This window comes from Kitasatospora sp. NPDC018058, from assembly GCF_044327205.1.
Classification (GTDB): domain Bacteria; phylum Actinomycetota; class Actinomycetes; order Streptomycetales; family Streptomycetaceae; genus Kitasatospora.
In genome coordinates this window covers 1-1,670 of record NZ_JBIRFA010000139.1, presented here as the reverse complement: position 1 = coordinate 1,670, position 1,670 = coordinate 1, and the positions used below count along the sequence as shown (strand labels likewise).

The 1,670-nt window shown below is 65.8% G+C and carries 1 protein-coding gene and 1 pseudogene; one reads left to right on the top strand and one right to left on the bottom strand.

Going from position 1 to position 1,670, the window contains the following annotated elements; genetic code table 11:
* Nucleotides 1-377: pseudogene (locus ACH4E7_RS45570) on the bottom strand (hypothetical protein); the annotation flags it as partial.
* Between the two features lie 212 nt (nt 378-589).
* On the opposite strand from ACH4E7_RS45570, the gene ACH4E7_RS45565 reads away from it, so the two are divergent.
* Nucleotides 590-1,135, top strand: a complete 546-nt coding sequence (locus ACH4E7_RS45565; protein WP_396255126.1) for a Uma2 family endonuclease — start codon at nt 590-592, stop codon at nt 1,133-1,135.
* Nucleotides 1,136-1,670: the final 535 nt, after the last annotated feature.

The window sequence follows — 1,670 nt, the reverse complement described above, 5'->3', positions numbered from 1 at the left end:
AGTGAGTCCTCGGCACCCTCGTCCCAGTCTCCGCTCTCGTCCTCACTGCGCAGGTCGAGGATGAGGTGGGTCTTGGTCGTCCATGCCTCGAAACACTCGTCGAAGCAGTACCGCTCCACCGCCCGCAGCGGGAGCTGCCCCTTGGGCAGGCGCAGGATCACCTGATGGGTGCCCCAGTTGGTCAGGTAGAGGTGAGCGTCGTAGTACCGCTCCACCATCCGCCTGGGGTCGCCTCGAAAGTTGCCCCACCGGTAGTCGTTGGTGAAACTGGTGGCGGTGATCCGGGCCCGGGTCGACAGCGATCGCAGTTCTTCCTGCTCCTCGCGGGTCAGCGGGCGGTCGATCGCCAGGAACTCGTAGCACTGGTACTCGCTCATCGCGCGACCCTAGCCGGTCTGCCGGTCCTCAATCATGGAATCCGTCAAGCCCCGGGCAGACATACGTTCACAGTCAGCTGCCGCGCCGGCCGACCGGGACCGACCCGTGCACTTCTCGACTGAACCTGACGCGGAGATGAAAGACCCAGCCAACGGCGGACTCGCCCGACTAGGCTGGAGCATCGGCTGACTCACCCGGAAGGGCACCGCGCATGAACCCCGAGCACTTCGCGCTCCTTGAAGAGGCCCGCAGGAGCCTGCCAGACGGGTTCAAAGTCGAACTCTCCGGCGACACCATCGTCATGATGGTCAGCCCCTCGGGCATTCACCAACGGAATCTCTTGGTGGTGCGCCGCCAGTTCGACGCGCACGCCCCGGCAGGACTACTGCCCAGCGAGAACACTGACCTCATCTCGCCCAATGTCGGCAAGAGCCGCAATCCCGACCTGACGTACCTGCCGGACGATGCACTTACGACCAGGGACAACCAGGTTCCTGCCGAGGTTGCTGCGATCGCCGTCGAACTGGTCTCACCGTCCAACCCGGAGAACGACTGGGTGGGGAAGGTACGGGACTACCCGCTCATGAGAATCCCTCTCTACCTCGTGATCGACGCAAGGGAGAAGGCGGTCACGCTCTTCAGCCGACCCGACGGCACGAAGTACCACCGCCGGGAGGACATCGCGTTCGGCGAGACCATCCACATCCCGGAGCCGTTCGACTTCGAGCTGATCACGACCGGCCTGCTCCCCTACTGAGCACAGCCAGCACATGCGAAGCTCCGCCGGTTGACGCCAACCGGCATGGACGACGGCACCCGAAGCCGCACTGCCACGAACAGCAGAGCCCACCCGAACCGGGGTATTTCGGCTGCCCGGCTTGGCCTGAAAAGCGGAAGGTCGCCGGTTCGCCCCCGGCCCTGGCCACATAGCCTGACCAGGCACGATGCCCTCGAAGCAGATCGCTTCGGGGGCATTTTCGTGTTGCTTGACGCCAACGGCGCAGCGGACGGTCACTCCCCTCACGAGTCCCAGCGAGTACGTGACGTACTTGACGTACCTCCGCCAGAGGGTGACCGTGGTTCTCGGACGAGGGGGCTTCCCATGACGGTGTCTCTCGGCGAGCCCCACACGCGGGCAGGACGGCGTCAGCCCCGCAGGGCCCGGTCGTCGAGCCGGCGCAGCAGACCGGGCAGGTGCCGGTACCGATCGCGGAGCGCGGCCACTCGCTGCCGGAACTGAAGGCCGCGTCCGACGTGGTCACAGGCGTCGCGGAGCCCGACCAGGAGGGCCA

What these genes read in the sequence shown, in the direction of transcription:
- ACH4E7_RS45565 (WP_396255126.1), top strand. Translation starts at nt 590, where the DNA reads ATGAACCCCGAGCACTTCGCGCTCCTTGAAGAGGCCCGCAGGAGCCTG.